This is a genomic window from Blastococcus sp. PRF04-17 (assembly GCF_023016265.1).
Classification (GTDB): domain Bacteria; phylum Actinomycetota; class Actinomycetes; order Mycobacteriales; family Geodermatophilaceae; genus Blastococcus_B.
On sequence record NZ_CP095412.1, the window covers coordinates 328,606 to 351,168 of the forward strand.

Annotated in this window: 22 protein-coding genes; 15 read left to right on the forward strand and 7 right to left on the reverse strand. The window is 73.6% G+C overall.

Annotated elements, in window-relative coordinates; translation table 11 throughout:
- Nucleotides 1-3 precede the first annotated feature (3 nt).
- From sufC to MVA48_RS01695, 4 genes are read left to right on the forward strand one after another with little or no spacing between them, the layout of a single operon-like run.
- A complete protein-coding gene (sufC, locus tag MVA48_RS01680) occupies nucleotides 4-777 on the forward strand; it encodes a Fe-S cluster assembly ATPase SufC (RefSeq protein WP_246985074.1) in 774 nt (257 codons plus the stop codon).
- The gene (locus MVA48_RS01685; RefSeq protein ID WP_246985076.1) at nucleotides 774-2,084 is read left to right on the forward strand and encodes a cysteine desulfurase; all 1,311 of its coding nucleotides are present in this window, start codon (nucleotides 774-776) and stop codon (nucleotides 2,082-2,084) included. Before sufC ends, MVA48_RS01685 begins: the two co-directional genes overlap by 4 nt.
- A complete protein-coding gene (sufU, locus tag MVA48_RS01690; protein ID WP_246985078.1) occupies nucleotides 2,084-2,557 on the forward strand; it encodes a Fe-S cluster assembly sulfur transfer protein SufU in 474 nt (157 codons plus the stop codon). Before MVA48_RS01685 ends, sufU begins: the two co-directional genes overlap by 1 nt.
- Nucleotides 2,554-2,955 carry a metal-sulfur cluster assembly factor gene (locus tag MVA48_RS01695; protein WP_246985080.1) on the forward strand — a complete coding sequence of 134 codons (402 nt, stop codon included), beginning with the start codon at nucleotides 2,554-2,556 and terminating at the stop codon, nucleotides 2,953-2,955. Before sufU ends, MVA48_RS01695 begins: the two co-directional genes overlap by 4 nt.
- On the opposite strand, the gene MVA48_RS01700 is transcribed toward MVA48_RS01695, so the two are convergent.
- Nucleotides 2,929-4,053 carry an AI-2E family transporter gene (locus MVA48_RS01700; protein ID WP_246985083.1) on the reverse strand — a complete coding sequence of 375 codons (1,125 nt, stop codon included), beginning with the start codon at nucleotides 4,051-4,053 and terminating at the stop codon, nucleotides 2,929-2,931. The genes MVA48_RS01695 and MVA48_RS01700 overlap by 27 nt on opposite strands.
- 128 nt (nucleotides 4,054-4,181) lie before the next feature.
- Here MVA48_RS01700 and MVA48_RS01705 point away from each other — a divergent pair, with 128 nt between their 5' ends.
- On the forward strand, nucleotides 4,182-4,361 hold the full coding sequence (locus tag MVA48_RS01705; protein ID WP_246985085.1) for a hypothetical protein: 180 nt from the start codon (nucleotides 4,182-4,184) through the stop codon (nucleotides 4,359-4,361).
- An 8-nt stretch (nucleotides 4,362-4,369) separates the two neighbouring features.
- Here MVA48_RS01705 and MVA48_RS01710 read toward each other — a convergent pair whose 3' ends face one another.
- Both MVA48_RS01710 and MVA48_RS01715 read right to left on the reverse strand, forming a co-directional pair.
- Nucleotides 4,370-6,133 carry an SCO7613 C-terminal domain-containing membrane protein gene (locus tag MVA48_RS01710; protein ID WP_246985087.1) on the reverse strand — a complete coding sequence of 588 codons (1,764 nt, stop codon included), beginning with the start codon at nucleotides 6,131-6,133 and terminating at the stop codon, nucleotides 4,370-4,372.
- A gap of 67 nt (nucleotides 6,134-6,200) precedes the next feature.
- Nucleotides 6,201-7,697, reverse strand: a complete 1,497-nt coding sequence (locus tag MVA48_RS01715) for an SCO7613 C-terminal domain-containing membrane protein (protein WP_246985089.1) — start codon at nucleotides 7,695-7,697, stop codon at nucleotides 6,201-6,203.
- Between the two features lie 140 nt (nucleotides 7,698-7,837).
- Between MVA48_RS01715 and MVA48_RS01720 the strand changes: the two genes are divergently transcribed.
- From MVA48_RS01720 to MVA48_RS01755, 8 genes are all read left to right on the forward strand, one after another.
- Nucleotides 7,838-8,419 carry a hypothetical protein gene (locus MVA48_RS01720; protein WP_246985092.1) on the forward strand — a complete coding sequence of 194 codons (582 nt, stop codon included), beginning with the start codon at nucleotides 7,838-7,840 and terminating at the stop codon, nucleotides 8,417-8,419.
- A gap of 62 nt (nucleotides 8,420-8,481) precedes the next feature.
- Nucleotides 8,482-10,083, forward strand: coding sequence for an ABC-F family ATP-binding cassette domain-containing protein (locus tag MVA48_RS01725; RefSeq protein ID WP_246985094.1), 1,602 nt, complete (start codon nucleotides 8,482-8,484; stop codon nucleotides 10,081-10,083).
- Nucleotides 10,084-10,255: 172 nt separating this feature from the next.
- The gene (locus MVA48_RS01730; RefSeq protein ID WP_246985096.1) at nucleotides 10,256-10,483 is read left to right on the forward strand and encodes a helix-turn-helix domain-containing protein; all 228 of its coding nucleotides are present in this window, start codon (nucleotides 10,256-10,258) and stop codon (nucleotides 10,481-10,483) included.
- Entirely contained in the window at nucleotides 10,480-11,262 is a 783-nt protein-coding gene (locus tag MVA48_RS01735) for an enoyl-CoA hydratase/isomerase family protein (RefSeq protein ID WP_246985098.1), read from the forward strand. Before MVA48_RS01730 ends, MVA48_RS01735 begins: the two co-directional genes overlap by 4 nt.
- An 80-nt stretch (nucleotides 11,263-11,342) precedes the next feature.
- Complete coding sequence (locus MVA48_RS01740) at nucleotides 11,343-13,235, forward strand: ABC transporter ATP-binding protein (RefSeq protein WP_246985100.1); 1,893 nt, start codon at nucleotides 11,343-11,345, stop codon at nucleotides 13,233-13,235.
- Nucleotides 13,236-13,281: 46 nt separating this feature from the next.
- Nucleotides 13,282-13,746 (forward strand): SgcJ/EcaC family oxidoreductase, encoded by a 465-nt coding sequence (locus MVA48_RS01745; protein WP_246985102.1) that lies wholly within the window; start codon nucleotides 13,282-13,284, stop codon nucleotides 13,744-13,746.
- A 2-nt stretch (nucleotides 13,747-13,748) separates the two neighbouring features.
- The gene (locus MVA48_RS01750; RefSeq protein WP_246985104.1) at nucleotides 13,749-14,171 is read left to right on the forward strand and encodes a sulfurtransferase; all 423 of its coding nucleotides are present in this window, start codon (nucleotides 13,749-13,751) and stop codon (nucleotides 14,169-14,171) included.
- Nucleotides 14,105-14,590 carry a sulfurtransferase gene (locus MVA48_RS01755; RefSeq protein ID WP_246985106.1) on the forward strand — a complete coding sequence of 162 codons (486 nt, stop codon included), beginning with the start codon at nucleotides 14,105-14,107 and terminating at the stop codon, nucleotides 14,588-14,590. The genes MVA48_RS01750 and MVA48_RS01755 overlap by 67 nt, the downstream gene beginning before the upstream one ends.
- A 240-nt stretch (nucleotides 14,591-14,830) precedes the next feature.
- Here the strand turns inward: MVA48_RS01755 and MVA48_RS01760 are convergent, their stop codons facing one another.
- The 4 genes from MVA48_RS01760 to MVA48_RS01775 are packed head-to-tail and all read right to left on the reverse strand — an operon-like array spanning nucleotide 14,831 to nucleotide 19,947.
- Nucleotides 14,831-15,580 carry a DUF881 domain-containing protein gene (locus MVA48_RS01760; RefSeq protein ID WP_246985108.1) on the reverse strand — a complete coding sequence of 250 codons (750 nt, stop codon included), beginning with the start codon at nucleotides 15,578-15,580 and terminating at the stop codon, nucleotides 14,831-14,833.
- Between the two features lie 18 nt (nucleotides 15,581-15,598).
- Nucleotides 15,599-16,324, reverse strand: coding sequence for a sirohydrochlorin chelatase (locus tag MVA48_RS01765; protein WP_246985110.1), 726 nt, complete (start codon nucleotides 16,322-16,324; stop codon nucleotides 15,599-15,601).
- The gene (locus tag MVA48_RS01770) at nucleotides 16,321-17,082 is read right to left on the reverse strand and encodes an SDR family oxidoreductase (RefSeq protein ID WP_246985113.1); all 762 of its coding nucleotides are present in this window, start codon (nucleotides 17,080-17,082) and stop codon (nucleotides 16,321-16,323) included. The genes MVA48_RS01765 and MVA48_RS01770 overlap by 4 nt, the downstream gene beginning before the upstream one ends.
- 12 nt (nucleotides 17,083-17,094) lie before the next feature.
- On the reverse strand, nucleotides 17,095-19,947 hold the full coding sequence (locus tag MVA48_RS01775; RefSeq protein ID WP_246985114.1) for an aconitate hydratase: 2,853 nt from the start codon (nucleotides 19,945-19,947) through the stop codon (nucleotides 17,095-17,097).
- 137 nt (nucleotides 19,948-20,084) lie between these two features.
- Between MVA48_RS01775 and MVA48_RS01780 the strand changes: the two genes are divergently transcribed.
- Both MVA48_RS01780 and MVA48_RS01785 read left to right on the forward strand, forming a co-directional pair.
- Nucleotides 20,085-20,843 (forward strand): SIR2 family NAD-dependent protein deacylase, encoded by a 759-nt coding sequence (locus MVA48_RS01780; RefSeq protein WP_246985116.1) that lies wholly within the window; start codon nucleotides 20,085-20,087, stop codon nucleotides 20,841-20,843.
- 52 nt (nucleotides 20,844-20,895) lie between these two features.
- Nucleotides 20,896-22,431, forward strand: a complete 1,536-nt coding sequence (locus MVA48_RS01785; protein WP_246985118.1) for an AMP-binding protein — start codon at nucleotides 20,896-20,898, stop codon at nucleotides 22,429-22,431.
- Nucleotides 22,432-22,563 lie beyond the last annotated feature (132 nt).

Here is a 22,563-nt window from a genome sequence, read left to right on the forward strand (position 1 = left end):
AAGTTGTCCGTTCTCGAGATCCGCGACCTGCACGTGAGCGTGGGTGAGGGTGACGACGCGAAGGAGATCCTGCGCGGCGTCGACCTGACCGTCCGCTCGGGCGAGACCCACGCGATCATGGGGCCGAACGGGTCGGGCAAGTCGACCCTGGCCTACTCGATCGCCGGCCACCCCAAGTACACGATCACCGGCGGCACGGTGACCCTCGACGGTGAGGACGTCCTCGCCATGAGCGTCGACGAGCGCGCCCGCGCCGGGCTGTTCCTGGCCATGCAGTACCCGGTCGAGGTCCCCGGCGTGAGCGTCTCCAACTTCCTGCGCACCGCCGCCACGGCGGTCAAGGGCGAGGCGCCCAAGCTGCGCACGTGGGTCAAGGACGTCAAGACGGAGATGTCCGGCCTGGACATGGACCCGGCGTTCGCCGAGCGCAACGTCAACGAGGGCTTCTCCGGCGGCGAGAAGAAGCGCCACGAGATCCTGCAGATGCGCCTGCTCAAGCCGCGCATCGCGATCCTCGACGAGACCGACTCCGGTCTCGACGTCGACGCCCTGCGGGTGGTCTCCGAGGGCGTCAACAAGAGCCGCGAGGACAGTGACGTCGGCGTCCTGCTGATCACGCACTACACGCGGATCCTGCGCTACATCAAGCCGGACTTCGTGCACGTCTTCGTCGCCGGCCGGATCGCCGAGGAGGGCGGCCCCGAGCTGGCCGAGAAGCTCGAGAACGAGGGCTACGCCGCCTACGTCCAGGGCTCGAAGGAGACCGCGAAGGCATGACCCAGCTCGCCTCGCGTCCCGAAACGGGGGCGCGCAAGCCCCTTCCCCTGTACGTCGAGGCGATCCGGGCGGACTTCCCGATCCTGTCCCGCACCGTGCGGGACGGGAAGCGGCTGGTCTACCTCGACTCCGGTGCCACCGCGCAGAAGCCGCGCCAGGTGCTCGACGCCGAGCGCTGGTTCTACGAGAACGTCAACGCCGCACCCCACCGCGGCGCCCACCAGCTCGCCGAGGAGGCCACCGGCGCCTACGAGGCGGCGAGGGCGACGATCGGTGCGTTCATCGGCGCGCCCGAGAACGAGATCGTCTTCACGCGCAACAGCACCGAGGCGATCAACCTCGTGGCGTACGCGCTGTCCAACGCCGCGACGTCCAAGGAGCCGGAGTTCCGCACCTACGCGGTGGGCCAGGGCGACGAGATCGTGGTCACCGAGATGGAGCACCACGCCAACCTCGTGCCGTGGCAGCAGCTGTGCGAGCGCACCGGCGCGACCCTGCGCTGGCTGGGGCTCACCGACGACGGCCGGCTGGACCTCTCCGACCTCGGCACGGTGATCAACGAGCGCACCAAGCTCGTCGCGCTCACCCAGCAGTCGAACATCCTGGGCACCGTCAACCCCGTCGGCGAGATCGCCGCCCGCGCGCACGAGGTCGGTGCGCTGGTGCTGGTCGACGGCGCCCAGTCGGTGCCGCACCAGCCCGTGGACGTCGGCACGCTGGGCGCGGACTTCCTCGTCTTCTCCGGGCACAAGATGCTCGGCCCCACCGGTGTCGGCGTCCTCTGGGGCCGCTACGACGTCCTCGACAAGCTGCCGCCGTTCCTCACCGGTGGCTCGATGATCGAGGTCGTGCGCATGGAGGGCAGCACCTTCATGCCGCCGCCGCAGCGCTTCGAGGCCGGCGTCCCGATGACCGCGCAGGTGATCGGCCTGGCCGCCGCCGTCGAGTACCTGCAGCGCCTGGGCATGGCGAACGTCGACGCGCACGAGAAGGCGATCACCGGCTACGCGCTCGAGAAGCTGGCCGAGATCCCGGGCGTCACCGTGATCGGCCCGCCCGACACCGTGGCCCGCGGGGGAGCGGTGAGCTTCACGGTCGAGGGCATCCACCCGCACGACGTCGGCCAGGTGCTCGACGACCTCGGCATCGCCGTTCGCGTGGGGCACCACTGCGCGTGGCCGGTCGTCCGCCGGTACGGCGTGCCGGCGACCACCCGGGCGACGTTCTACGTGCACACCGGTTACGACGACGTGGATGCCCTGGCCGAGGGAATTCGCGCGGCGCAGAAGTTCTTCGGTACTGAGTGATGCAGCTCGAGTCGATGTACCAGGAGATCATCCTGGACCACTACAAGAACCCGCACGGCCGCGGCCTGCGGGAGCCGTTCGACGCCGAGGTGCACCACGTCAACCCGACCTGCGGTGACGAGGTGACCCTGCGGCTGAGGCTCGACGGCGACACGATCGCCGACGTCTCCTACGAGGGCATGGGCTGCTCGATCAGCCAGGCGTCGGTCTCGGCCATGTACGACCTCGTGGTCGGCAAGAGGGTGCCCGAGGCGCTGGAGACCGGCGAGCACTTCATGACGCTGATGCAGGCGAAGGGCGACCCGTCGGTCGCCGAGAAGCTCGAGGACGAGCTGGAGGACGCCGTCGCGTTCGCCGGTGTGTCGAAGTACCCCGCGCGCATCAAGTGCGCGCTGATGAGCTGGATGGCCCTCAAGGACGCGTCCGCCCGTGCCCTGTCGGCCACCACCCCCGCCACCGGAGGCACAGCATGAGCGAGACCACCGAGAACGCCACTCCCGCCACCGACGGCGCGCCGGGCGACCTGCCGGTCTACAAGTCGGCGCTCCTGGAGGACCTCGAGGAGGCCATGCGCGACGTCGTCGACCCCGAGCTGGGCGTCAACGTCGTCGACCTCGGCCTGGTCTACGGCCTGGACGTCGCAGAGGAGGGCGAGTCGCAGGTCGCCGTCATCGACATGACGCTCACCTCGGCCGCCTGCCCGCTGACCGACGTCATCGAGGACCAGGCCCGCCAGGCACTGACCGGCGGCCCCGGTCCCGGCCTGGTCGACGACATCCGGATCAACTGGGTCTGGATGCCGCCGTGGGGCCCCGACAAGATCACCGACGACGGCCGCGAGCAGCTACGGGCGCTCGGCTTCCGCGTCTGAGGACTCGGCGGGCGTGTCGACCAGCTCGTAGCGGTGGCCGTAGGTGTCGATGACCGCCTCGATCGCGGCCACGACCGGAATGGAGACCAGCGCCCCCAGCGGGCCGAAGAGTGCCGCCCCGACGATGACCGCGCCGAAGGCGACGGCAGGGTGGATCGACACGGTCCGCGCGGTCACCCGCGGGGCGAGCAGGTAGTTCTCCACCTGCTGGTAGACGGTGCCGACGATCACGACCCACAGCGCGTCGAGCGGGTCACCGGCCAGCGCGACCAGCGCCGGCAGCGCGATCGCCAGGTACGTGCCGATGGTCGGGATGAACTGCGACACCACCCCGGTCCAGATCGCCAGCGGCAGCCAGAACGGGACCCCGAGCACCAGCAGGGCCACGCCCGTCACGACCGCGGCGATGACCGCGAGCACCGCCCGGGACAGCACGTAGCCGCCCGTCTTCTCCACGGCGATGCGCCACACCGTGGCGATCACCCGCTGCTGCCTCGGCGGGAAGCGGCGGGAGACGGTGTCCCGCAGCGCCGGCGCCTGGGCGGACATGTAGTAGCCGAACAGCAGGAACGTGAAGAACTGGAACACGACCCCGAGGACGGAGGTCACCACCCCGAGGACGCCCGGCGCCAGCTGTCCCGCGAGGTCCTGCAACCGCTCGGGGGTCAGGTTCAGCGACGCGATGATCTCGTCCTGCGCCAGATCGGTGCCGAACCTCCGGTTGGCCTCGTCGACGACGTCGCCGACGACGTCGGGCAGGGCGGCGACCAGAGCCGCCAGCTGGTCGACGAGCAGCGCACCGAACACGGCCACGAACGCCGCGATGAGCAGGACCAGCCCGAGCAGCACCAACCCGGTCGCCGCGCCTCGCCGCAGGCCCAGCCGCGACAGCCGCTCGACGACCGGTTCGATGCTGATGGCGAAGAGCCAGGCGAGGAAGAGCAGGCCCAGGAAGGCGCGCAGGTTCAGGAACGCCCACACCGCGGCCTGGTAGACCGCGACGGCGACCAGCACGAAGACCACCGCGCGCCGGAACCACGGCGGTAGCCGGCGCTCGGTGTCGCGCCGCGCCGGCTGGGAGTTCTCGGCGGCAAGCATGGGAAGAGGATGTCGCCCAGCGCCACGTGAGCACAGCCGCGACACCGCCGTGGGGGAGGCGTTGCCCCCGGTCGGGTGACAGGAAGGACGCCCTTCTCCCGGTGGCCGGTGCGGAGCACGATGGGACCGTGGCCGGCTACACCGCGATCGCGGTCAGCGAGGGCGACCACTGGGTGGTCGACGTCCCGGGGATCGGCAGCACCCAGGCGGGCGGTGTCGAGGAACTCCGCGACCGGGTCGTCGAGCTGGTGGTGGCGATGACCCACTGCGATCCGGAGGAGGTCGTCGTCGACGTCCAGATCGTCTGATCGGGACGTCAGCGCAGGTCGGCGACCCGCCGGGTGAAGCCGGCGACCGGACGCCGCTCCCGACGCACGCCCACCGCCAGCAGCGCGCTGCCCACCACCAGCGCCGCGGCCAGCGGCCACGGCAGCGCGCGGGCGGTGAAGCCCACGGCCAGGGCGAGCGCCGTGCCGGCGCCCACCATCAACGGCGCCCGGAGGCCGTAGCGGGCGCCGGCCACCATCACCAGCCCGGCCGCGGTCAGCACGCACACGGCGCGGGCGCCGTCCGACACCACGACCGCGAGCACGCCGGACGGGACCGCCGCGACCAGGAGCCCCGGCCCCCACGCCGGCCACGAGGCGTCGCGGCGCAGCGCCGGGCCCGAGGCGACGAGGAGTGCGGCCGCGGCCGGCAGCGAATACCACTCGACGGCCGCCAGGCCCGCCGCCCCGGCGGAGATCCAGAAGGCCAGCACCAGCAGCGCGGCGCCGATCCGCCGTGCTGCGGCGTCGTCCTCGCTCTGCCGCGTGCCGGTCCGCCATGCCCAGCCGAGGGTGAACGCGCCCTGGACCGCCAGGACGATCGCCAGGGTCGACGGCTGCCGCTCCGCCAGCAGCACCAGCGCGGCCGCGACGGCACACAGCGCCGCGGCGCGGGCCGTCGCCCGCCGGCTGTCGCGCTCCAGTTCGGCGCCGACCGCCATCGCGCCGGCGTAGAGGGCGGTGAGCGCGACGGCCGCGCCGTCGGGGGAGAGCAGCCCGTCGGGCAGCGCGAGCAGCGCGGCGCCGGCGAGGCAGAGGACCGCCACCGGCAGCGAGACCGGCCGGTCGTCGGGCCGGCGGACCGCCACGACGACGGTCGGCACCGCGGTCAGCACGAGCAGCAGGCACAGCTCCGACCACCGGGCGTCCAGCAGCAGCTGCGCGACGCAGAGCGACGCCATGACCGTGCCCGCCGCCAGTGCCGCCGGCAGGAACAGGCCACGCCGCCAGCCGGTCAGCGTCGCCGCGGCCGTGTTGGCGATCAGCACCCCGGCGTAGCCGGTGAGCGTCATGGCGAGGAAGCCCAGCGACGACAACGCTCCGGTCGTCGCCACCCCGGCCACGACGCCGGCGACGACCGGCACCAGGCGCGGCGGGCCCAGCAGCGGCTCGAGTGCCGCGCGCAGCCGCGCGACCAGCAGCCCGAAGGCCGCGGCGATCATGAGTGCCGCCGACAGCCACCGCTCGGCGCCGTCGTCCGCCCACGCGCTCGACGAGCCGCCGACCACCCCCGTCAGCCACCACGGGGCGGCGGTGATCAGGGCGGTCCGGGCCACCAGGCGCCGACCGAACAGCGCGATCGCCAACCCGACCAGCGCCACGCACAGCACGACGACGGTGTGCAGCACCGCCGGTACCGCGTCGAGCCCCCGGAGGACGGCGAGCTGCGCCGCGATCCACGAGGCCAGCGGCCAGGCGGCCGTGGTCGGTGCGAGCAGGCGCAGCCCGAGGAAGACCAGCGCGAGGACGGCGACCGGCAGCCGGTCGCCGGCGGGGGACGGACCGCCCGGAGCGCTCCCGGCCAGCGCCAGGCCCGCCGCGCAGGCCGCCAGCGCCTCCTGCGAGCTGCGCAGCCGGGTCCGGGCGGCACCCAGCGCGGTCACGCCGGCGACGGCGGCCAGCGCCAGCAGCAGCAGCCGGATGCCGAGGCCGCCGTAGGCCGATGCCACCGCCGCCCCCGCGCTCACCAGGAGGACGGCGCCCACGGCGAGCAGGACCTGGGGCGGCCGCGCTGTCTCGACCGGCTGGCTCACGACCGCCTCCCTCCCGATGGCCCGAGGCGCCCCCACCGTAGGGCGGGCCCGCCCCCGGGGCACGCGCTCAGCGCATCTGGGCCACCCAGGCGACCGCCTCGCGGGCCTGCTGGCGCCGGCGCTCGTAGGTGGCGCCCACGACGAGCAGCAGCAGCCCGGCGGCGCCCAGCGTGATCCAGCGGGGCAGCAGGGGCGCGTAGGGCGACAGGCGGCCGACCACCACTCCGAGCAGCGCACCGGTGCCGAGCAGGAACGGTGCCTGGCGGTGCAGCAGCGTGCCGGCCACGGCCAGCGCCGCGGCGGCGCCGACGACCAGCACCAGCCGGAGCGCCGTCGGGTCGGCGACGACCACGAACGCCGACGGCAGCAGCGCCACGCCGGCGGCGGCACCCTCGGCCGCCCAGGACCGCGCGCCGGCCCGGAGGGAGGGGAGCGCGATCAGGAGGAGCCCGGCAGCGGCGGGCAGCGTGTAGGCCTCCGGCGTTCCCACACCGGCGCCGCCCACCGCGATCCAGCTCGCCGCCACCAGGTCGGCGACGGCCACGACCGCGACCGGCCACCGCCCGGCCACCAGCGCATAGCAGCCGGCCGCGACGCCGGCCACCGTGAGCTGCAGGCCCACCTGGCCCCATGCTCCGGCCGACGCGGTGACCGCTCCCGCCGTCGCGCCCGCGGCCGCACCGGCCCACGTGCACACCCACTCCTCGGGCCGGCCGGTGCGCAGCGTGGCGACGGCGAAGGCGGCAGCAGCCAGGAGGGCCAGCAGCAGCCCGGCGACAGTCGACGGCAGGACGTCGTCGGCACGGGCCAGCAGGACCGCCACGTAGGGCGCGCCGAGCGCGACCGCGGTCGCCTGGCCGCGCAGTCGCGGCAGGCGGACCGCGGCCACCGTCGCCGGCACGACACCGCACAGCGCGACCAGGGCCAGCTCGGCGTACCGGGCGTCGTCGGCCAGTCGCGCGCCGGGCAGCAGCACCAGGACCGCTCCGGCCGCGACCAGCAGCGCGACCAGGCCCGGACGCCGGGACACCAGCGCCCCGGCGGTCAGCAGTGCCAGCCCGAGGCCGGCGGCGAGCAGCGGCCCGGCGTCCCCGGTCGTGGCCAGCGAACCGGCCAGCGCCGCCCCGAGGACGACACCGACGCCGCCGGGCACGACCTCCGGGAACCGGGACCCGCTCCGGACGGCAGCGAGGGCGGCTGCCCCGGCGAGGGCGAGGACGCCGGTCGCGGCCCACGACTCGGCCGGGTCGGCGCCGAAGGCGCTGCCGAGGCCGAGCAGGACCCCCACCGCGGTCCACAGGCCGGCGAGCACCCGCGCGAGCGGCCCGACCGACCGCCGCACCGCCCGGGCGGCGACGACGTCCGCAGCGGCCACCGCGAGAGCGACCGCCGCGCCCACCGGGCCGATGAGCAGCTTCCCGGTCAGCGCCAGGAAGGGCAGTGGCTGGGCGGCGAGCAGGGCGACCACCGGCCAGGTCACCGTGCTGCGGGTCAGCCGGGCGAGGGCGAGGGCGGCGCCCAGGACGACCGCGCAGGAGATCGCCCACCAGCCGCGCAGCTGCACGTCCTCGATCGCGAAGAGGCCCAGGGCCCGGGCGGCGGCGAGGTCGACGACGAGGAGCGCGGCGCCGGCGGCGGCGAGGGCCTCCTCGGTGGCGCGCAGCCCGCGGCGCGGTGAACGCGGAGACGCCGCAGGCCAGGGCCGTGGCGGTCAGCATCACGGCGACCTGGAACACCGGCCCGAAGCGGGTCCACGCCCACGCGACGAAGGTGACCGCCGCGGCCACGACCAGCAGCGCGCCGAGACCGCCCAGGACCTGCTGCGGGGCGATCCGCCGCCGGGGCGGCCGGGCGGGCGGGCTCCACGGCGGCGGGGGAGGCGGACCGGCCAGGGGCGGAGGGGGCGACGTCACCCGGGGCGGCGTCGCCCGGGGCGGCGTCGCCCGGGGCGGCGGGACCGAGGCGTGCTGCGGGGGCGCCCACCCCGGGGCGCCGACCGGCACCGATGCCGCCCAGGGAGCGGCCGCGCGCAGCGACGCCAGGAGCTGGTCGCGGTCGCGGGCGAGGTCGGCCATGGTGGCGCCGATCCGCGCCACGACCTCGGCGGCGTGCGCGGCGGCCGGCAGGCCGCAGTTCGGGCACGGGCCGGGCCCGGTGTCGCCGGTGGGCCGTCCGCAGACGGGGCAGGGCAGGCCCCACGCGCTGCCGGGCGGGTTCATGCGCGCATCCTGGCCTCCCGGCGGCCGGAACGGGACGGTTTCCACGACGTGGCGCTCCGCCGGGTGATGCCGCCGAAGTCACCGTCACGTCGTTCGGGTTATCGGCGCCGAGCGCTTACCCTGGGATCAGTGATCACGACGACCGGCCTCGAGCTCCGCGCCGGCGCCCGCATCCTCATCAGCGACGCCAACCTCCGCGTGCAGCCCGGCGACCGGATCGGCCTGGTGGGGCGCAACGGCGCCGGCAAGACCACCACGCTGACGACGCTGGCCGGGGAGCGCGTCCCGCACGCCGGCACGGTCGAGGTGAGCGGCGAGATCGGCTACCTGCCGCAGGACCCGCGCAGCGGCGACCTGGACATCAGCGCCAGCGACCGGGTGCTCTCCGGGCGCGGACTGGACCTGCTGAAGAACCAGCTGCAGAAGGCACAGGTCGCGATGGCCGAGCCCGCGGACGACGCCGAGCGCGACAAGGCGGTCCGCCGCTACGGACGGCTCGAGGACCAGTTCGCGGCCATGGGCGGCTACGCGGCCGAGAGCGACGCTGCCCGCATCTGCAGCAACCTCGGCCTGCCCGACCGCGTGCTGGCCCAGCCGCTGCGCACCCTGTCCGGCGGCCAGCGGCGCCGCGTCGAGCTGGCCCGCATCCTGTTCTCCGACGCCGAGACGCTGCTGCTCGACGAGCCGACCAACCACCTCGACGCCGACTCGATCACCTGGCTGCGCGGCTTCCTGAGCGGCCACCGCGGCGGGCTGATCGTCATCAGCCACGACGTCGAGCTGCTCGACGCCGTCGTCAACAAGGTGTGGCACCTCGACGCCAACCGCGCCGCCGTCGACGTCTACAACCTCGGCTGGAAGCCCTACCTCGCCCAGCGGGAGACCGACGAGCGCCGCCGCAAGCAGGAGCGGGCCAGCACCGAGCGCAAGATCGACGCACTCGCCGCCCAGGCGGACAAGATGCGCGCCAAGGCGACCAAGGCCCGCGCCGCCAAGAGCATGGACAAGCGCGCCGAGCGGCTGGCCGCCGGCCTCGAGGCCGTGCGCGTCCACGACAAGGTCGCCAAGCTGCGCTTCCCGACCCCCGCTGCGTGCGGCCGCACGCCGCTCACCGCGGAGGGGCTGTCGAAGAACTACGGCTCGCTCGAGGTGTTCACCGACGTCGACCTCGCCGTCGACAAGGGCACGCGGGTCGTCGTCCTGGGGCTCAACGGGGCCGGCAAGACGACGCTGCTGCGGATCCTGGCCGGTGCCGAGATGCCCGACACGGGCGCGGTGAAGCCAGGCCACGGCCTGCGCGTCGGCTACTACGCGCAGGAGCACGAGACCATCGACATGGACCGCACGCTGCTCGAGGTGATGCGGGCAGCGGCACCGGAGAGCACCGACACCGAGCTGCGGCGCATCCTGGGCGCCTTCCTGTTCTCCGGCGACGCCGTCGACCAGCGGGCGGGCACGCTCTCCGGAGGTGAGCGGACCCGGCTGGCCATGGCCACGCTGGTCGTCTCGGGGGCCAACGTGCTCCTGCTGGACGAGCCGACCAACAACCTCGACCCGGCCAGCCGCGAGCAGGTGCTCGAGGCGCTGCGCACCTATGCCGGCGCGATCGTGCTGGTGACGCACGACGAGGGCGCGGTGCACGCGCTCAGCCCTGACAAGGTCATCCTGCTCCCGGACGGCACCGAGGACGCCTGGAGCGAGGACTTCGCCGATCTGGTGAGCCTGGCCTGACCGGAGACGGTCCACGCCGTTCCCTTTCACCTGGCCCCGCTTCGTCGGGTGGGTGATCATGGGCCCGAGATGCCGTGGTCACCGGGACCGCGGCACCAGTGGACGGACTGCCACGCCGGGCCGCGACTCCGCCCGGCGCTGGCATGGGCCGGCGGCGACACGGAGGGGAGTCATGGCCGACTCGAGCACTGCGGATCTCGGCAAGGGCAAGCGCATCACGGGCGGGGACAGGTCGTCGCTGGCCGACGACCTGCGCAAGCGCTACGACGGCGGCGAGAGCATCCGGTCCCTGGCCACCTCCACGAACCGCTCCTACGGGTTCGTGCACCGGCTGCTTTCGGAGTCCGGGGCGACCCTGCGCAGCCGCGGAGGAGCCAACCGGAATAGTAAGAAGGCGTGACCTCGGGCGAACCGGAGAACGACGGCTGGATCAGGACGAGCCGGGACGGCGCCGTCCTCACGGTCACCCTGGACCGTCCTGACCAGCTGAACGCGCAGACACCGGCCACCTGGTCGGCGCTCGCCGCCGTCGGCGCCGCCCTGGAGGACGACGTCCGGGTGGTCGTCCTGCGGGGTGAGGGGCGGTCCTTCTCGGCGGGGCTGGACCGCGCCATGTTCAGCGCCGAGCCCGGCACCACCGGCGGGCTGGGTGACCTCGGCCGGCTGGACGCCGCCGAGGCGCAGGAGCGCATCCGCGGCTACCAGGCCGGGTTCCGGTGGCTCCGCTCGCCGGGCATCGTGTCCGTGGCCGCCGTGCAGGGCCATGCCATCGGGGCCGGTGCCCAGCTGGCGCTGGCCTGCGACCTGCGGGTCATGTCCGACGACGCCCAGCTGCGGCTGCCCGAGGCGACGCTCGGGCTGGTCCCCGACCTGACCGGCACCAGCACGCTCACGGAGCTGGTGGGCTACTCCCGCGCCCTCGAGATCTGCCTGACCGGCCGCGCGGTGCGGGCCGCCGAGGCCCACGCCATCGGGCTGGCCAACGTCGTCGTCCCCGCCGCCGAGCTCGACGCCACCGTCAGCGACCTCGTCGCCGCTCTCCTGGCACCGCCGGCGGCGGCGAGCCGGGCGACCGCCGCACTGGTGCGCTCCGCCGTCCGCAACGACCCGGCCACCCAGGACGCGGCCGAGCGGGCCGCCCAGGTACTGCGGCTGCAGGACCTCGTCGCCGGAAACTGACAGGGGGCGCTGCCAGACTCCTCCGGAACAGTCCGGCCGACGCCGGTGTTGGCCGGTCGACGAGAGGAGGCGGTGTGGACATGAGCCATCCCATGACCTCCATGTCCGCGATGCGGTCGTTCCGGCGGGATCCCTCGGTCACGGCCCGGGAGCTGCCGAAGGGCACGGTGCGGCGCGTCCTCGGCATCGCCCGCCCCTACCGGCGCGACCTGACGTTCTTCCTCACCCTCGTGGTCGGCTCGTCCCTGATCGGGGTGATCACGCCGCTGCTGGCCGGCGACATCATCAACCGCATCGCGGGGCTCGAGGGCACCGCGGGCGGCATCGTGCGCATCGCGCTGATCATCGCCGGCCTCGCCGTGCTCGACGCGGTCATCTCGCTGGCCACCCGGTGGTTCTCCGCGCGGATCGGCGAGGGCGTGATCTACGACCTGCGCAGCCGGGTGTTCGAGCACGTCCAGCGCATGCCGGTCGCCTTCTTCACCCGGACGCAGACCGGAGCCCTGGTCAGCCGCCTGAACAACGACGTCATCGGCGCCCAGCAGGCGTTCACCTCGACGCTGTCCGGGGTGGTGTCCAACGTGATCGGCCTGGTGCTGACCGCCGGCGTCATGTTCACGCTGTCGTGGCAGATCACGCTGCTGTCGCTGGTGATGGTGCCGCTGTTCGTCCTCCCGGCCCGCCGGATCGGCCGCCGGCTGCAGGAGATCACGCGCGAGGCCTACGGACTGAACGCGTCGATGAACGCGACCATGACCGAGCGCTTCAACGTCGCCGGCGCCCTGCTGGTGAAGCTCTTCGGCCGTCCGTCGGCGGAGGCCGAGGCGTTCCGGGGCCGGGCCGCCCGTGTCCGCGACATCGGCGTGCTCTCGGCGATGTACGGGCGGACCTTCTTCACCGCTCTGACGCTGGTCGCGGCGCTGGCCACCGCGCTGGTCTACGGGCTGGGCGGCTGGCTGGCGTTCACCGGCTCGCTGAGCGCCGGTGACGTCGTGGCGCTCGCGCTGCTGCTGTCGCGCCTGTACGGCCCGCTCACCGCGCTGGCCAACGTCCGGGTCGACGTGATGAGCGCGATGGTGAGCTTCGACCGGGTCTTCGAGGTGCTCGACCTGGAGCCGATGATCGGCGAGGCCCCCGACGCGGTGCCGGTCCCGGCCGAGGACCGGTCCATCGAGTTCGACGACGTGTCGTTCAGCTATCCCAGCGCCGCGGACGTGTCGCTCCCGTCGCTGGAGGAGGTGTCGCTGCCCGAGCACGGCGGCCCCACGGCGGTGCTGCACGGCGTCTCGTTCCGGGTGGAGCCGGGCCGGCTGGTGGCCCTGGTCGGGCACTCGGGGGCCGGCAAGTCCACGATCGCCAACCTGGTGCCGCGGCTGTACGACGTGACCGCGGGTGCGGTGCGCGTCGGTGGCATCGACGTCCGGCGGGCGACGCTGGGCTCGCTGCGCGACTCGATCGGCGTGGTCAGCCAGGACGCGCACCTGTTCCACGACACGATCCGCGCCAACCTGCTCTACGCGCGACCGGAGGCGAGCGAGGACCAGCTGTGGGCCGCGCTCGAGGGCGCCCGCATCGCGGGGCTGGTCCGCTCGCTGCCCGAGGGGCTGGACACCGTCGTCGGCGACCGGGGCTACCGGATGTCCGGTGGCGAGAAGCAGCGGCTGGCCATCGCCCGGGTGCTGCTCAAGGCGCCGGGCATCGTGATCCTCGACGAGGCGACCGCGCACCTGGACAGCGAGTCCGAGGTGGCCGTGCAGCACGCCCTGGACGCGGCGCTCACCGGCCGCACGTCGCTGGTCATCGCGCACCGGCTGTCCACGATCCGCAGCGCCGACCAGATCCTGGTGATCGACGACGGTCGCATCGCGGAGTCGGGGACGCACGCTGAGTTGCTGGCGCTCGGGGGCCGGTATGCCGACCTCTACCGGACGCAGTTCGCCGACGGCGAGCGTCGAACGGTCGAGGTCGCCTGACCACTACCGTCACTCCTGCACCAGTACCTCAGGAGGAGACGATTCCGTGACGGCAGCACACCCGGAGGACGCCCGGATCCGGGCCCTCTACGCCGCGTTCCTCGACGGCTGGAACCGGCGCAGCGGCGCGGCGGTGGCGGCCGGGTTCGCCGACGACGGGGACATCATCGGTTTCGACGGCAGTCATCACCGGGGCAGGCTGTCCATCGCCGCCGATCTCCGGCAGGTCTTCGGCAGCCACCAGACGGCCGCGTACGTCGGCATCGTCCGGTCCGTGCGGCCGATGGCGCCGGGCGTCGCCGTGCTGCTGGCGCACGCCGGCATGATCCCGCCCGGCGAGAACGACTTCGATCCGCAGCTGCACACCGTGCACACCCTCGTCGCGGTCGACGAGGGCGGCGGCCGGTGGCGGATCTCGCTGCTGCAGGCGACCCCCGCTGCCTGGCACCAGCACCCCGACGCACGCGAGGCGCTGACCGAGGAGCTCCGCGGCCTGCTCGCTCCGCAGTGAGCGTGCTCGTCTCCGCCGCGGAGCTGCTGGCCGCCGAACCTCGGCCGGTCCTGCTCGACGTCCGCTGGGCGCTGGGGGACGACCGCGGCCGGGAGAAGTACCTCGCGGGTCACCTGCCGGGCGCCGTCTTCGTCGACCTGGAGTCGGAGCTGGCGGATCCGCCCTCGGCGGAGCAGGGCCGGCACCCCCTGCCGTCGGTGCAGCGACTGCAATCAGCCGCGCGACGGTGGGGCATCCGCGACGGCGACGCCGTGGTCGCCTACGACGCCACCGGCGGACTGGCGGCGGCGCGGGCATGGTGGCTGCTGCGGTGGGGTGGGCTCCGCGACGTGCGGCTGCTGGACGGCGGGCTCGACGCGTGGGTGCGGGCGGCGGCGCGCTCGAGAGCGGGGACGTCCGGCCCGAGCCGGGGGACGTCACCCTGACCGGTGGCGGCATGCCGGTGCTGACCATCGACGAGGCGGCGGCCCTGCCCGGTTCCGGCGTGCTGCTCGACGCGCGAGCGGGGGAGCGCTACCGGGGCGAGGTCGAGCCGATCGACCCGCGGGCAGGCCACGTGCCCGGCGCGGTCAGCGCGCCCACCACCGAGAACCTCGCGGCCGACGGCACCTTCCGGCCGGCCGCCGAGCTGGCCGAGCGGTTCGCCGCCCTGGGCGCGCGCCGCGGGACGACCGTCGGTGTCTACTGCGGCTCCGGTGTGACCGCCGCCCACGAGGTCGCGGCGCTGGCCGCGGCCGGCGTCGAGGCGGCACTGTGGCCGGGCTCGTGGTCGCAGTGGTCGGCCGACCCGGACCGCCCGGCGGCGACCGGCACCTCGCGGGGCGAACAGGACGATTCGCCCTGAGGGCGGCTTCAAGGACAGGCCCTCGGGCTCGTGAGTGTGTGCGCGGAAGCCCCGTTTTCGACTGCGGAATGGGGCCTGAGCGCACCCTGTCGACCGCGATCCAGGACGCCGATCTTGGCTGAGGGGTCGGCTGACCCCATCCGATCGACCCGTGCGCGCGGCGTCCAGCCCTGTGTCCCCGACGCGGCCGTCAGCGACGGGCCGGGTGGGCGGCCCGGCAATCGCTGGCGACGTCGTCCGCTAGTCGCCGCTGCCCGGCACGGTGGCGTCGACCAGCACGTCGTCGTCCTGATCGACGGCGGTGGAGCCGCCGTAGCGGGCCACGTCGGCGAGCACGCCGCCGGACACGTTCAGCGCCACGGACAGGTCGGCGGGCGGGCCGATGACCCGCAGCTCGTAGGGCGCGGTGATGGGCCGGCCGTCGACGGACAGCTCGCCGGGGTCGCCCTCGACGAAGCTGGAGACGACGATCCGCACGCCGTCGACCTGCATCGCCTCGGCGCCGGCGCCGCGCAGCTCCTGGATGGCGTCGAGCAGGATCGCGGCGGTCACGGCCTTCTCCGGGTCCTTGATGGTCACCCGCAGCCCGGGGCCGCGGGCGGGCACCGTCCCGTTGAGCACGGCGATCGCCTCCGCCCGCTGCTGGGCCTCCTCGAGCGCCCGGGCCGACTGGTCCTGCCCGCTGCCGAGCTCCTCGAGCGACTGGCGCCGGCTGGCGATCTGCTCGCGCAGCTGCTCCTCCTGGGCATTGAGGTCGTCGAGGATGCGGACCAGGTCCTCCTCGCGCTGCCCGACCGCGGCCGTGTCCCCGGTGTTGCGGATCTGGACGGTGAGGCCGAACCCGAGGGCGAGGGCGAGGGCGCCGGTGGCCACCGCCGACACCGTGCGGCCCGGCCGCTTCCGCGGCGGTGCGGCGACATCTCTACCCGAGGTCGAGACGTCGGGCTCCGCCGCCGTGCCGCCGTCCTCGTCGTTCGCCGGGCCGCTCATCGTGCTTCCCAGCGTAGGTCACCCCGCGGCTGCTCCCGGGGCGCGGAGCGCGGCGTCGTAGCGGTCGAGCAGCACGGCGGCGATGCGCCGGTCGGGCAGCAGGGGAGCGGTCACCACGTCGGCGCCCGCGCCGGCGAGCTTGTCGTGGAAATGACCCGGCGCCAGCAGGTAGGCGGCGATCACGACCCGTTCCGCGCCCTGCGCCCGGGCGGCGGACACGGCGTCGGGCACCGGCGGCGTCGCCGCTGAGCCGTAGCCGGTGGTGACGGGGCCCGCCCACGAGCGCTGGAGCCGGGCCGCGGTCTCCTCGACGTCGGCGACGGAGCGGCGGTCGCTCGACCCGGCGGCGGCGAGGACGACCGCGGTCGCGGGATCACCCGGGTCGGCGCCGGCCTCGACCAGCCGGTCGTGCAGCACCGCGACCAGGCGCGCATCCGGCCCCAGGGGGCGGGCGGCGACCGCGGTCTCGGCGGCCGCGACCGCGCCCGCGATGTCGACGTGCACGTGGTAGCCACCCGAGAGCAGCAGGGGGACGACGACCGTAGGGCGGTCCGACGCGGCGAGCTGGGCCACCACGTCCACGACGGTGGGCGGCTGGACGTCGACGAAGGCTGCCGTCGTCACCAGCCCCGGGCGCAGCTCCCGGGCAGCGAGGGCCAGCTCGGCGATCAGCCGCCGTCCCGTGGGGTTGCGCGTGCCGTGCGCGCAGGCCACCAGCACCGGGGCAGCGACCGGACCGCTCACAGCGCGCGGAGGATGCCGCCGTCGACCGCGATCATGCTGCCGGTCACGTACGAGGCGGCAGGGGAGAGCGCGAAGGCGGCGACCCGGCCGAACTCTTCCGGTCGTCCGACGCGGCGCAGCGGGATGCCTGCCTCGGTCCGTGCCCGCGCCGCCTGCGGATCCCCGGACGCGGCCTCGATCTCGGCGATCCGGTCGGTCGCGATCGTGCCCGGCATCAGCCCGAAGACGCGGATGCCCCGCGGCCCGAGCTCGTCGGCCAGGGCCTTGGCCGTCATCGCCAGGCCCGGGCGGAGGGCGTTGGAGATAGCGAGGTGCCCCAGGGGCTGGCGCACCGAGGTGGAGAGCACGAAACCGATGGCCGCACCCTCGCCGAGGTGCGGCACCAGTGCGCGGACCAGTTCGAGCGGGCCCAGGACGACGCTCTCGTAGGCGTCGCGCCACTGGTCGACGTCGGTCTGGAAGACCGTGCCGGGTGCGGGGCCGCCCACCGAGACCAGGGCGCCGTCGATCCGGCCCAGCCGCTCGACGGCCTCCTCGACCAGCCGTGAGACGGCCTCGGGTGCCCCGAGGTCGACCGTCGAGCCGTGCGCGGCCGGCTCCCCGCCCAGCTCGTCCACCGCTCGCTGCACCGATTCGGGCCGGCGAGCGCTCAGGTGCACCCGTGCGCCGTCGTCGACCAGGGCACGGGCGGTCGCGAACCCCAGCCCCCGGCTGGCGCCGGTGAGCAGGTAGCCGCGACCGCCCAGGCCCAGATCCATGACTAGCCCCGATCAGGCGGCGGAGCCGCGCAGCGAGCGGAGCACGTACTGCATGATCCCGCCGTTGCGGTAGTAGTTCGCCTCGCCGGGGGTGTCGATCCGGACGCGGGCGTCGAACTCGACCTCGCCGGCCTTCACCCTGACCGTGCGCGGGGTCTCGCCGTCGTTGAGCGCCGTGATCCCGGTGATCGTGAACTCCTCGTCGCCGGTCAGGCCCAGCGACTCGCGGTTCTGGCCCTCGGGGTACTGCAGCGGCAGCACGCCCATGCCGATCAGGTTCGACCGGTGGATCCGCTCGTAGCTCTCGGCGATGACCGCCTTGACGCCGAGCAGCGCCGTCCCCTTGGCCGCCCAGTCACGCGACGAGCCCGAGCCGTACTCCTTGCCCGCCAGCACGACCAGCGGGATGCCGGCCTCCTGGTAGCCCTGCGACGCCTCGTAGATCGTCGTCGTCTCGCCGGTCAGGTGGTTCTTGGTGACGCCACCCTCGGTGCCGGGCACCAGCTGGTTGCGCAGCCGGATGTTGGCGAAGGTGCCGCGGATCATCACCTCGTGGTTCCCGCGCCGGGAGCCGTAGGAGTTGAAGTCGCGGCGGTCCACGCCGTGCTCCCGCAGGTACCTGCCGGCCGGGCTGTCGGCCTTGATGGACCCGGCGGGGGAGATGTGGTCGGTGGTCACCGAGTCGCCGAGCATCGCCAGGGTGCGGGCGCCGGTGATGTCCTCGACCGGGGTCGGCTCGGCCGGCATGCCCTCGAAGTACGGGGGCTTGCGGACGTAGGTGCTCTGCGGGTCCCACTCGAACGTGTCCCCGGTCGGCGTGGGCAGGTTCTGCCACTGCTCCGTGCCGGCGAACACGTCCTCGTAGCTGCGCCCGAACTGCTCCGCGGAGACGGCGTGGTCGATGACCCGCTGGACCTCCTGCGGCGAGGGCCAGATGTCGCGCAGGAAGACGTCGTTGCCGTCCTGGTCCTGACCCAGCGGGTCGTTGTTCAGGTCGACGTCCATGGAGCCGGCCAGCGCGTAGGCGATGACCAGCGGGGGCGAGGCCAGGTAGTTCATCTTGACGTCGGGGTTGATCCGGCCCTCGAAGTTGCGGTTGCCCGAGAGCACCGACACGACGGCGAGGTCGGCGTCGTTGACGGCCTTGCTGACCGGCTCGGGCAGCGGGCCGGAGTTGCCGATGCAGGTCGTGCAGCCGTAGCCGACCAGGTAGAAGCCCAGCTTCTCCAGGTACGGGGTCAGCTCGGCCTTCTCGTAGTAGTCCATGACGACCTTGGACCCGGGGGCCAGCGTCGTCTTCACCCACGGCTTGGAGGCCAGCCCGCGCTCGACGGCGTTCTTGGCCAGCAGCGCGGCGCCGATCATCACCTGCGGGTTCGACGTGTTGGTGCAGGAGGTGATCGCCGCGATCACCACGTGGCCGTGGTCGATCTCGGTCTCGGTGCCGTCCTCCATCACCACGCGGGTGGGCTTTCGCGGCCGGTCGGCCACGTCGCCGCCCTCGTAGTGGTGTGGCTTGCCGGCCTCGCCGTTGCCGTGCGTCTCGGCGATGGGGTCGGAGGCCGGGAAGGTCTCGGCGACGGCCTCGTCGACCGAGGACGTCACGCCGTACGGCTTCTCCTGCGCCGGGACGCCGGGCTTGCGGTCCTCGCCACCGGTCTCGTCGGCCTGCACGTAGTCGGCGAGCGCGGCCCGGAAGGAGGACTTGGCCTCGGTGATGGCGACGCGGTCCTGCGGGCGCTTCGGGCCGGCGATCGACGGGACGACGGTGCCGAGGTCGAGCTCCAGGTACTCGGAGAACGCCGGCTCGCGGGACGGGTCGTGCCAGAGGCCCTGCTCCTTGGCGTAGGCCTCGACCAGCGCCACCTGCTCGCGGGAGCGGCCGGTGAGCTCCAGGTAGGTGATGGTCTCCTGGTCGATGGGGAACATGGCCGCCGTGGAGCCGAACTCCGGGCTCATGTTGCCGATCGTGGCGCGGTTGGCCAGCGGGACGGCGGAGACGCCCTCGCCGTAGAACTCGACGAACTTCCCGACCACGCCGTGCTGGCGCAGCATCTCGGTGATCGTGAGGACCAGGTCGGTCGCCGTGGCGCCGTCGGGCAGCTGTCCGTAGAGCTTGAAGCCCACGACCCGCGGGATCAGCATCGAGACCGGCTGGCCGAGCATGGCGGCCTCGGCCTCGATGCCGCCGACGCCCCAGCCGAGCACGCCCAGGCCGTTCACCATGGTGGTGTGCGAGTCGGTGCCCACGCAGGTGTCGGGGTAGGCGACGGTGCGGTCACCCTCCTGCCGCGGGAAGATCACGCGGGCCAGGTGCTCGATGTTGACCTGGTGCACGATGCCGGTGCCCGGGGGGACGACCTTGAAGTCGCTGAAGGCGCCCTGGCCCCAGCGCAGGAACTGGTAGCGCTCGCCGTTGCGCTCGTACTCGATCTCGACGTTGCGCTGGAACGAGTCCTCGGTGCCGAAGATGTCGGCGATCACGGAGTGGTCGATGACCAGCTCGGCGGGCGCGAGCGGGTTGATCTTCTGCGGGTCGCCGCCCAGCTCCGCCATCGCCTCGCGCATGGTGGCGAGGTCGACGATGCAGGGGACGCCGGTGAAGTCCTGCATGACCACGCGGGCGGGCGTGAACTGGATCTCCTGGTCGGGCTCCGCGTTCGGGTCCCAGTTCGCGATCGCCCGGATGTGGTCGGCGGTGATGTCCGCGCCGTCCTCGGTGCGCAGCAGGTTCTCGAGCAGGACCTTGAGGCTGAAGGGCAGCTTCTCCGCGCCCTCCACCGCGTCGAGTCGGTAGATGTCGTAGTCGGTGCCCTCGACGGTGAGCGTCGAACGGGCTCCGAAGCTGTCCTTGCTGGCTGCCACTTCTCTGCGCCTACCCCTCGTGCTTCTCGCGCTCCCTTGACCGCCCCCGATCATCCCAGTTCAGCGGCGGGAGCACCGGGTCAGGGCACCCTTGCCTCACCCGGTGACGTCGATCACGGGTCCTTACGGTGGACGACGTGACCGGCGCCGTCCCCGAGACCCTGCCCGAGTGGCTCACCGCCGCCCGGCGGATCACCGTGCTCACCGGCGCGGGGATCTCGACCGAGAGCGGCATCCCGGACTACCGCGGGCCCAACGGCGTCTGGACCCGCGACCCCGACGCCGAGAAGCTCGTGACCCTCGGCTACTACCTGGCCGATCCGGAGATCCGGCGCCGCTCCTGGCTGCTGCGCCGGGCGATGCAGGACGCCGATCCGCAGCCGAACGCCGGCCACCGGGCGCTGGTCGACCTCGAGCGGCAGGGGCGGCTGCGCGCGCTGGTCACCCAGAACATCGACGGGCTGCACCAGGCGGCCGGCTCCAGCGGCGAGCTGGTGCACGAGATCCACGGCACCGTGCACGAGGTCGTGTGCACCGACTGCGGCGACCGGACGACGATCCGCGAGGCGCTCGACCGCGTCGCGGCGGGCGAGCCCGATCCGGAGTGCCGGGTCTGCGGCGGCATCCTCAAGACGGCCACCGTCTACTTCGGCCAGATGCTCGAGGAGCGGGTCGTCGAGGCGTGCACCGCCGCGGCCGCCGACTGCGACGTCTTCCTCGCCGTCGGCACCTCGCTGCAGGTGTGGCCCGCGGCCGGGCTGGCCGACATCGCCGTCGGCTCCGGCGCCCGTCTCGTCGTCGTCAACGCCGAGCCGACGCCCTACGACTGGACGGCGGACCTCGTCGTCCGCGAGCCGATCGGCACCTCCCTGCCGCGACTGGTCGCGGCCGACTGACCGACCCGGTTAGCGTGACGGGCACCACAGCCCTGAGCACCCGGGAGCCGGCATGCGCGTGCCTCTGACCACCCGCGACTTCCTCGACCGCGCCGAGCTGGTCTACGGCGACCGGATCGGCATCGTGGACGAGCCGAACCAGCCGGCGCCCTCGCTCGGCGAGGTGAGCTACCGCGAGGTCGCCCGCCGCGGCCGCGCGCTGCAGGCGGGCCTGGATCGGCTGGGGATCGGCGAGGGCGAGCGGGTGGCGATCGTCAGCCACAACGCCGGCCGGCTGCTGGAGCTGCTGCTGGCCGTGCCGTCGTCGGGCCGGGTGGCGGTGCCGATCAACTTCCGGCTGTCGCCGGAGGAGGTCGGCTACATCGTCGGCCACTCCGGCGCCCGCGTGCTGCTGGTCGACCCGGAGCTGGAGTCGACGCTCAAGGGGATCGAGGCCGAGCACCGGTTCGGCACGGGGGAGGAGTACGAGCAGCTGCTCGACGTCGACGCCGAGCCCCGGCCGTGGGGGGAGCCCGACGAGGACGCCACCGCGACGATCAACTACACCAGCGGGACGACGGCCCGGCCCAAGGGCGTGCAGATGACCCATCGCAACCTGTGGGTCAACGCGGTCACCTTCGGCATGCACATGCAGGTCAGCGACCGCGACGTCTACATGCACACGCTGCCGATGTTCCACTGCAACGGCTGGGGCCTGCCGTACACGATGTCCGGCCTCGGCGTCCGGCAGGTCGTGCTGCGCAAGGTCGACGGCGCCGAGATCCTGCGCCGCGTCGACCGGCACGGCGTGACGCTGATGGCCGGGGCGCCGGCCGTCTGGAACGCCGTCCTGGAGGCGGCCGCCGACTGGGACGGCGAGATCCCCGGTCGCGACCGGGTGCGGATCGTCGTCGCCGGCGCGCCGCCGCCCTCGAAGACGATCGCCCGGGTCGAGCAGGAACTGGGGTGGGAGTTCAACCAGATCTACGGCCTGACCGAGACCGCGCCGCTGCTCACCATCAACCGGCCGCGGGCGGAGTACGACGAGCTGGAGCCGGAGGAGCGGGCCAAGAAGCTGTCCCGGGCCGGGGTCCCCGCGCTGGGCATCCGGCTGCGGACCAGTGAGTCCGGCGAGGTGCTGGCCCAGGGCAACGTCGTGCTCCAGGGCTACTGGGAGAACCCGGACGCGTCCGCGGAGGCGCTCGAGGGCGGCTGGTTCCACACCGGGGACGGCGGCTCGATCGACGAGGGCGGTTACGTCACCATCTCCGACCGCAAGAAGGACGTGATCATCACCGGCGGCGAGAACGTGTCCTCGATCGAGGTGGAGGACGTCGTCTTCAGCCACCCGGCCGTCGCCGAGGTCGCGGTCATCGGCGTCCCGGACGACAAGTGGGGCGAGATGGTCACCGCCATCGTGGTCGTCGGGGAGGGCGAGCAGGTCACCGCCGAGGAGATCATCGCCCACTGCCGCGGCAGGATCGCCGGCTACAAGATCCCCAAGCGCGTGGAGTTCCGGGACGAGCTCGCCCGGACCGCCACGGGCAAGATCCAGAAGTTCAAGCTCCGCGAGTCCTTCTGGGCCGGCTCGGAGCGCCAGGTCAATTGAAGGACCCCCTCCTCCCCACCCCTCGCGAGCTCGGCGCGGGACCCGGGAGGGCGCCGTATCACCCCTCGGGGTGATACGGCGCTCAACGCCGCCTCCGACACGTCGATCCCTCCTGCAGCGGCACCCGTCCCG

Bases quoted from the DNA above. Each gene is read 5' to 3' on its own strand.
- sufU (WP_246985078.1), top strand. From the start codon at position 2,084: ATGCAGCTCGAGTCGATGTACCAGGAGATCATCCTGGACCACTACAAG.
- MVA48_RS01785 (WP_246985118.1), top strand. From the start codon at position 20,896: ATGCGCGTGCCTCTGACCACCCGCGACTTCCTCGACCGCGCCGAGCTG.
- MVA48_RS01700 (WP_246985083.1), bottom strand. From the start codon at position 4,053: ATGCTTGCCGCCGAGAACTCCCAGCCGGCGCGGCGCGACACCGAGCGC.
- MVA48_RS01770 (WP_246985113.1), bottom strand. From the start codon at position 17,082: ATGGATCTGGGCCTGGGCGGTCGCGGCTACCTGCTCACCGGCGCCAGC.
- MVA48_RS01740 (WP_246985100.1), top strand. From the start codon at position 11,343: ATGAGCCATCCCATGACCTCCATGTCCGCGATGCGGTCGTTCCGGCGG.
- MVA48_RS01760 (WP_246985108.1), bottom strand. From the start codon at position 15,580: ATGAGCGGCCCGGCGAACGACGAGGACGGCGGCACGGCGGCGGAGCCC.
- MVA48_RS01730 (WP_246985096.1), top strand. From the start codon at position 10,256: ATGGCCGACTCGAGCACTGCGGATCTCGGCAAGGGCAAGCGCATCACG.
- MVA48_RS01695 (WP_246985080.1), top strand. From the start codon at position 2,554: ATGAGCGAGACCACCGAGAACGCCACTCCCGCCACCGACGGCGCGCCG.
- MVA48_RS01685 (WP_246985076.1), top strand. From the start codon at position 774: ATGACCCAGCTCGCCTCGCGTCCCGAAACGGGGGCGCGCAAGCCCCTT.